The sequence below is a fragment of the Candidatus Zixiibacteriota bacterium genome, from assembly GCA_020853795.1.
Classification (GTDB): Bacteria; Zixibacteria; MSB-5A5; order CAIYYT01; family CAIYYT01; genus JADJGC01.
The window spans coordinates 1-7,537 of record JADYYF010000012.1 but is presented as its reverse complement, the minus strand read 5'-3'; the positions used below and the strand labels follow the sequence as shown (position 1 = coordinate 7,537).

The 7,537-nt window shown below is 57.5% G+C and carries 6 protein-coding genes; 3 read left to right on the top strand and 3 right to left on the bottom strand.

What is annotated here, in order from left to right; translation table 11 throughout:
- Both IT585_01045 and IT585_01040 read left to right on the top strand, forming a co-directional pair.
- Positions 1 to 2,194, top strand: a 2,194-nt coding sequence (locus IT585_01045; GenBank protein MCC6961816.1) for a dockerin type I repeat-containing protein, incomplete at its 5' end; no start/stop codon positions are given.
- Positions 2,195 to 2,337: 143 nt separating this feature from the next.
- The gene (locus tag IT585_01040; protein ID MCC6961815.1) at positions 2,338 to 3,405 is read left to right on the top strand and encodes a site-2 protease family protein; all 1,068 of its coding nucleotides are present in this window, start codon (positions 2,338 to 2,340) and stop codon (positions 3,403 to 3,405) included.
- 9 nt (positions 3,406 to 3,414) lie between these two features.
- Here the strand turns inward: IT585_01040 and IT585_01035 are convergent, their stop codons facing one another.
- Positions 3,415 to 4,938, bottom strand: a complete 1,524-nt coding sequence (locus IT585_01035; GenBank protein MCC6961814.1) for a response regulator — start codon at positions 4,936 to 4,938, stop codon at positions 3,415 to 3,417.
- Positions 4,939 to 5,147: 209 nt separating this feature from the next.
- Between IT585_01035 and IT585_01030 the strand changes: the two genes are divergently transcribed.
- Positions 5,148 to 5,702 carry a PadR family transcriptional regulator gene (locus IT585_01030; GenBank protein MCC6961813.1) on the top strand — a complete coding sequence of 185 codons (555 nt, stop codon included), beginning with the start codon at positions 5,148 to 5,150 and terminating at the stop codon, positions 5,700 to 5,702.
- A gap of 12 nt (positions 5,703 to 5,714) precedes the next feature.
- Here the strand turns inward: IT585_01030 and trxB are convergent, their stop codons facing one another.
- A complete protein-coding gene (gene trxB / locus IT585_01025) occupies positions 5,715 to 6,671 on the bottom strand; it encodes a thioredoxin-disulfide reductase (protein ID MCC6961812.1) in 957 nt (318 codons plus the stop codon).
- Between the two features lie 96 nt (positions 6,672 to 6,767).
- On the bottom strand, positions 6,768 to 7,316 hold the full coding sequence (cobO, locus tag IT585_01020; GenBank protein MCC6961811.1) for a cob(I)yrinic acid a,c-diamide adenosyltransferase: 549 nt from the start codon (positions 7,314 to 7,316) through the stop codon (positions 6,768 to 6,770).
- Positions 7,317 to 7,537 lie beyond the last annotated feature (221 nt).

Here is a 7,537-nt window from a genome sequence, read left to right as displayed (position 1 = left end):
CGGCAACGAAGCGGTGTTCTTCCCGAACATCAACAACGGTTTCGCCAGCCCGAATGCCGGCACCCGCGGCGTCCGCGCCGTCAACTTTGCGAACAGCACGGTGTGGGTGAACTCGGCAACCGACGCGGCGAACAACAACGTCTTCAACTCCCCGGCCACTACGTGCGATCAGTACGTGATGTATGGTGGTTATGACCTGATCGGTTATGACTACTTCTGGGGTATTTTTGATGCGGCCACCGGCGCGAAGTTAATCAACTACGTCGTCAGCGGCAACATCATGGGCACGGCGATCGCCAGCGGTTCGGACGGCAATGACTACATCGTCACGGCCATCCGCAACGGCAACGATGCCCTGTCCGGCCGCCTGTTGTGCTTCACGAATGACGGTCCGCGTCCGCGTCTGAGCATCCCCGAACCGCTGGTTGTCTTCACGGGTACCAATACCTCAGAAGCTTCCCCGGTTCAGAGAACCGACAACGACGCCGTCGTCAACACGGGTTGCGCGACGTTGAACGTAACTGCGACTCTTGAAGCCGGCGCTCCGCCGACGGCTCGTCGTCAGATCACCGATGTGCATCCGGCCCTGGCCAGCGCGGCGCAGAACCTCGCGGCCAACCTGGTGGACTACTCGGTTGAATCGATGATGGGACGCGTGGGCCGGTCGCTGCCGACCAAGGGTGCTTCGATGTTTGAAGTCACGGCTGATGGCGAGACGATCGAAAAAGCGATTGTCAACGTGAAGCCGGCGATGGCGAACTCGGAGCGTCTGGCCCCGCCGTCATGGGTTAGCTGGATCCTGCCGCTTTCGGGTGGCGCGACCGTTAACTTCATGGTCCCGGGTGGCGGCAATCAGGACTTTACGTTTGAGTTCGATCGCAGCGGAATGAACTTCCTTGCCCCGAACTACTACTATGTGTTAATCGACTCGGATGATCCGGACTACTTCGTTGAAGAGTCTCCGCAGCCGAGCCCGCAGGCCGTGATTGAGTACCAGATTGCGTACGAGTATTGTGCGAAAGACACAAGCCGTATCGATTTTGGTACTGCCGGTTCGGCCTGGGCCACCAACTATGGCGCCATCGCCGACGGCAACGTCAACTTCGAATTCTCGCTGGATTCGAGCACTGACGGCGCTTACTCGTACGAAGGCACCATGTTCTTCATGACGTCGATGGACGACGCTGCCTGGAACGTGTTTGGCGGTATTGAAGCCCAGTACCTGTACCCGTTCTATGTCGGCCCGTTCGTCAACGGTGATTGCGGTGGTTGCGATATCGGCGTTGCTCTCCCTGTCGAATACACGACTAATAACGGTGCGACCTACGCGCCGACTATTGGTGACATCTGCACCTTCGCGATGATTGACTCGTTGCAGGGTATCCTGAACGCTCACCAGGCTGGTCCGTCGATCGGCTTGTTGATCGATACCCGCGAGATCGGCACCTACGGCGCCGACTTCGCCGACTTCGCGTTGTTCGTCGTCGATATTAACGAACGTAATGGCAACCCGATCAGCGGGCTGTATTACGGCTCCTTCATGGATTGGGACATTGGCACTGACGGCGGCGCCGGTAATGCGGCGAAGGGTTACGTCTACCAGATCGACGGCGTGGAAGCGCGCGGCTTTATCGGCCTCCCGCAAGCCGGTTCGTACTGGCCGGACGGCACCAAGACCGACCCGATGTACAATGCTCACGTCCTTGAAAATTCGCTCGTTGTGTATCCGACCGCTCCGTGCTCCGACTGCTTACCGGATTCGTTGTATGCATTCGTGAACAACGTGGCGGAAGGCGCTGTGGTCGTCGATCCCGACGGCACCGGCCCGGATAAGTCGACCTTGGCGACCTTTGGTAAGGCGAACATCGCCGCCAACGGCACCAAGACCTACGGCTTCGCGATTTACGGTCTGGACAACTCGGCCGACCCGAATGGCGACACCGAAGCGATGGCGAAGTTCATCAACAAGTACGCCGGTTTTGCTCGCGGTGACGTGAACAACGACGACTTGATTGATCTGCGCGACCTGGTGAAGCTGAGCAACTACGTTGCGACCGGCACGCTGGGCCCGACGCCGTTCAAGCACCTTGGCGATGTCAATAACGACGGTGTGATTGACTCCGCTGACTGCGCTTACCTGGCTGCGTACTACTTCAACGGTGGTGCGCCTCCGAAGAGCGCGTTCATGTTCTAATTCTGACAGTCATCTGTTAGGATAGATCGCAGGGGTCTCGGCAACGAGACCCCTGTTTTATTGCGGCCGGCACTCGGAAACGCCGGTCACGCTTCTGTTGCGGCTGGAACTGCCGACCTCTATAATGTGTTGAAGAGTAAGATATGCCGGTCAAGGTCGCCGAATCTGTAGTCAACGATATCATCAGCCTGGTCGCGCGCTTCGTCGCGGTCGACGGCTACTATACGCGCCGCGACGAGGTGAACATTCGCGCCTCGCTCGATGCGGCGGTCGCCGATTGGAGGCCGCAATTGGCGCACGAGCTGGCCGGGCGGGGATATGCGCTGAGTTCGCATATCAACGGCCAGTCCGCGCATCTGCAGGTCTACCCGGCGGGCCGGCGGATTCCGTGGCTGAATATCCTGCTGTTCCTGTTGACGGCGGCATCGGTGGCGATTGTGCCGGGGCTGTTTACGGACGGCACGCGCATCTTTCGTGAGACCGAGGTTTTCCTGCACTGGCAGAAATTTTCGATTCCGCTGCTTTCGATCCTGCTATTTCACGAATTCGGGCATTACCTGGCGGCCCGACGGCGCGGCATACGCGTGTCGCTGCCGTACTTCCTGCCTGCGCCAACGCTGATCGGCACGTTCGGCGCCTTCATCAAGTCGAATTCGCCGTTTCCCTCGCGCCGGGATTTGATGGAAGTCGGGGCTTATGGCCCGATTGCCGGCTTCGTGGTGGCGGTGATCACGCTGGCGATCGGACTGGCGGATGTCACCTACCGCTTGACGCCGCCCGAGCTGCAGGCGGGCATGTTGGTGGAACCGCTGATCATGCGTGTCCTGGAGGGGCTGATCTGGACTCACGCCTCGCCGGAAGGCTACAACATATTCCTGCAGGACAACCCGATGCTGTTCGCGGCGTGGGTCGGCATGATCGTGACGGCGCTGAATCTGCTGCCGGTCGGACAATTGGACGGCGGGCATATCATCTACTCGCTCTCACCGCGCCTGCACTACTGGATTTCGCGGCTGATGTTCCTGGCGATGATCGGATTCGGTTTCATGTGGGAGGGCTGGTGGATCTGGGCGGCGCTGGTGTTTTTCGTGATCCGCTTCGGTCATCCGCCGACGCTGAATGATTACGAGCCGATTGACGGCCGCACGCGCTGGGTCGGGATCACCGCGCTGGCGATCTTCGTACTGACGTTCTCGCCGATTCCGTTTTAAGATTGACTGCTAAGTCGTGGGGGATGCTGCCGGTTGCTGGTCAAGATCGGCGACAAAATTGTAGATCGTGTCGAGCTTCTCGCGGCTCTTGTGAATTGCTTCGATGAAGATATCGACGACTTGCGGGTCGAATTGCCTTCCGGCGAAATCCTTTAGCTCCTGCACCGCCGCCTCGATGCTCTTGCCGCGGCGATAAGGGCGATCGGTGACGATCGCATCGAAGGTGTCGGCAACGGCCAGAATCCGGCCTTCGATCGGAATCTCTTCCGCCTTCAGTCCGAGCGGATAGCCGGAGCCGTCCCATTGTTCGTGATGCGACATGATATAGGGCAGGCACGGTTTGAGGAACGGGATGCCTTCGATCATGCGCGCACCAACTTCGGTGTGGCGTTGCATGATCACGCGCTCTTGATCGGTGAGCCGGCCCGGTTTGTTGAGGATCGAGTCGGGCACGCCGATCTTGCCGATGTCGTGCAGCGAGCAGCCCATCGTCAAGGTGAAGATCCGCTCATCGTCCCAGTCCAGTTCTTTGGCGATCAGTTCCGCCAGATAGGTGACGCGCACGGTATGGCCGGAAGTGTAGCGGTCGCGCGCTTCCACGGCGTTGGCCAGCGCGATGATGGTCGATAAGTAGGCCTTTTCCAGATCATCGTAGAGTTTCGAATTGGAAATGGCATAGGCCGCCTTGGACGCGATCACCTTCAGGCACTGCAGTTCCCCGGTTGAAAATTCGCGATAGAGGCTGTTGCGGGCGATATTGAGCAGGCCCAGCACGCGCCCCCGCACCAACAGCGGGCATGACAGCAGCGACTCCACACGGGCCTGATTGGCGGCATCATTGAGCGCCGGGTTCTCGAAGTAGATATTTTCAATCTCGATTACCCGTGATTCCGCGGCCGCTTGCGAGTGGCGAGTCTTCCCTTCGAGGAACGGCCGATCGACGGCAACGTCGGGCACGGTTTGGATGGCCTGCAGGATGAACTTCGTCGGCAGGGTCGGTTCATAGAACAAGATCGAAGCGCCGTCGGCGTTAAATTCTTTAATCGTGAGACGCAGGACCTGGTTGAGCGCCGAGCCGAGATGAATTGTCGAGCCCATCGCCTCGGCGATCTTGAAGAGCGCGAGTTGCTCTTTCAGGTGGATATTCTCGCGCGCCAGCATCTGCTTGCGCAGACCGCGTTCAATCGTCGCCAGCAGGTTGTCGAGTTTGAACGGCTTGACGATGTAATCGTACGCGCCGTGCTTGAGGGCCTCGATGGCGTTTTCCATGGTCGGGTAGCCGGTCATCAGCACGACGATCGTATCCTCGGAGCGTTCGAGCGCAGCCTCAATCATCTGCATGCCGGAGTATTCGCCCATCATCAGGTCGGTGAGCACCAGGTCGAACTGGCTCGATTTCAGCAGCGCCAGAGCCCGGGCCGGGTCGCTTTCGGCGATCACCCGAAAGCCGTCGTGCACCTGGATCATCTCCTTGACGACATCGCAGACGACCGGTTCGTCGTCGATGACGAGTACTCTGTGCTTGTGAATCATGTCCCTCTGGTATTCTCGGCCTTAGTCCCCGAATCGGTAAGTAGTGACGAATTCGCGCTTTCTTCGTGCGTTGTTCTCCAGAAGTATCGTCCGCTTTTCCGCCGCACATAACTGTTTCGCCTGTGCAAATGTTGGCTGATCGCGGTCGATGTGCGAATTTCGTGCATACCAACTTGACACAGCCGCCGATATTATTAATAGTAAGTTCTATGAACATCACCCGCACTGACCTGATCATCCTGTCGTTCTTGTCGGAACAACCGGCACACGGCTGGGAAATCGACCGCCGCCTCGTCGCGATCGGCGCCGATTTGTGGGCCGAGTATTCGCGGCCGAATCTCTACTATGCGTTGCGCAAACTCGAGCGCGCAGGACTGATCGAACGGATCAAGAGCACCGATCATGCGCTGCGCAAGCCGTACCGTGTCACCGGCAAGGGGACGGCCGCGCTACGCGAGCAGGCGAATCTGGAACAAATGTTCCAAAGCAAAACCTACTTCGATTTCGACCTGTTCATGGGATTCGCCGCGCAACTGCAGACGAAGGAGATTTCGTTTCAGGCGCTGCTGGAGCGGCGGCAAGAGGACTTGGAGCGCGAACTCGACCGCGCCCAAGAGTTGTGGCAGAAGTCTGAAATGGCGCCGCGCTTCCCCTTCGGACGGCTCGCCGCGATGCGGCACCGGATCAAGTTTCTGAAATCGGAACTGGAGTTCCTCAAGTGGCTCGCGAAGAACATCCCGGAGGACTGGGAATCACTGAAGTGAGTCTCCCGCTCGTTATTTCACGGCGTGCTGGCTCGCGCCGGCGGCTTTGTCTTCCAGCTCTTCAATGTATTTTGACGCCGCCATGGCTGCAGTGGTGGCATCGCCGACAGCGTTCGTGACCTGCCGCACCAGTTGGTGACGCACATCGCCGCAGGCGAAGAGCCCCTTGATCGAAGTCTCCATGTTTTCGTTGGTCAGGATATAGCCGTTTTCGTCCGTGGCGAGCGGCTCACGCGTCAAATTGGAATTCGGCACAAACCCGATGAAGACAAAGACCGCGCCGCAATCGACGCGCTGGACCGCACCGGTTTTGACGTTGCGCACCATGATGTGCGACACCTTGCCGTTGCCGTTGATCGTTTCGACCGTGGAATCCCAAATGAATTCCAGCTTCGGATTCCGAAACGCCCGCTCCTGAATGATCTTTTGGGCTCGCAGCTTGTCGCGCCGATGGATGAGGATCACCTTGGAACCGTACTTGGTCAGGAAGATTCCCTCTTCCACCGCGGCATCACCACCGCCGACGACGACAATCACCTGGTTCTTGAAGAAGGCGCCGTCGCAGATGGCGCAGTACGACACACCCTTGCCGGCGAATTCGTGCTCGCCGGGGATATGCAATTTATTCGGTGAGCCGCCGGTTGCCAGAATCACCGCTTTGCTTGTCAGTTTGGATTCACCTGTCTTGATGTGAAAGACATCTCCGTCTTTGTGGATTTCCTCGACAGTGTCGCTGACGATCTCCAGGCCGAATTTGCGGGCGTGCGACTCAAATTTCGCCGCCAGTTCAGCGCCGGAAATATGCTCGAAGCCGGGATAGTCTTCAACTTCGGCGGTGTTGGCAATTTGGCCGCCGGCGAGATATTTCTCGATGGACAGCGTCTTCAAGTTGGCGCGGGCACCGTAGAGCCCGGCTGTTAACCCGGCGGGACCGCCCCCGATGATGATGATATCGTAGTCAGTTTTCATGCGTCTGTCGTTGCCTCACAAGAGTAGTCCGCTTCTTCGCCAGCCCCATAAATCTGCCATGATATTGAATGGCGCTGGAATCAAAAGGTTCCCGCGCTACCAGTCAATGGCTTTCTGCGCCAGTATTCCCTGCTGGAACGGATGCTTGATTTCGCGCATCTCAGTGACCAGGTCGGCAAGTTCGATCAGTTCCGGTTTGGCATTGCGACCGGTGACGACAACGTGAAGCTGCGGCGGTTTCTCCTTCAGAAGCGTCAGGACATCGTCAAGTTCAATCAGTCCGAGGTCGACGGCTACGTTCAGTTCATCCAGAATGACGATATCGTATTTACCGGAATGCATGATTTCGCGCGCCGTAGCTAATCCCGCCCTGGCCGCCGCCACGTGGACTGCTCGATCTTTGTTGTCGTCGATGATACCGACGAAGCCTTCCCCTACTTGCTCCATTTCCACAAAATCCGCGAGCAGTTTGATCCCCTTCAATTCTCCGTATTTCCAACTACCCTTGACGAATTGCAGAATTCTGATCTTCTTCTTGTATCCGGCGGCTCGAATACACATGCCGAGCGCGGCGGTGGTCTTTCCCTTGCCGTTGCCGGTATAAACGATAATTAAACCCTTGTTCTCTTCTTCTTTTCCTGTCAACAATTCCTCCAGACCAAGCCCGTTTCGGAATTTAGTCGTTTCGGCGGCATTTGTAAAGCATTTCCCTACAAGCACTAAGAGAAACGGTTAATTGGCCGGCGCGAGATTTCGCGACCCAAATAATGTGAAAAAAATCACTAAATAATAGTTGACACAAATTATAGGAATTTTTATGTTGAGGCCAGCGATGTATTTGGCGAAAAATACAATGTAGAGAAGGT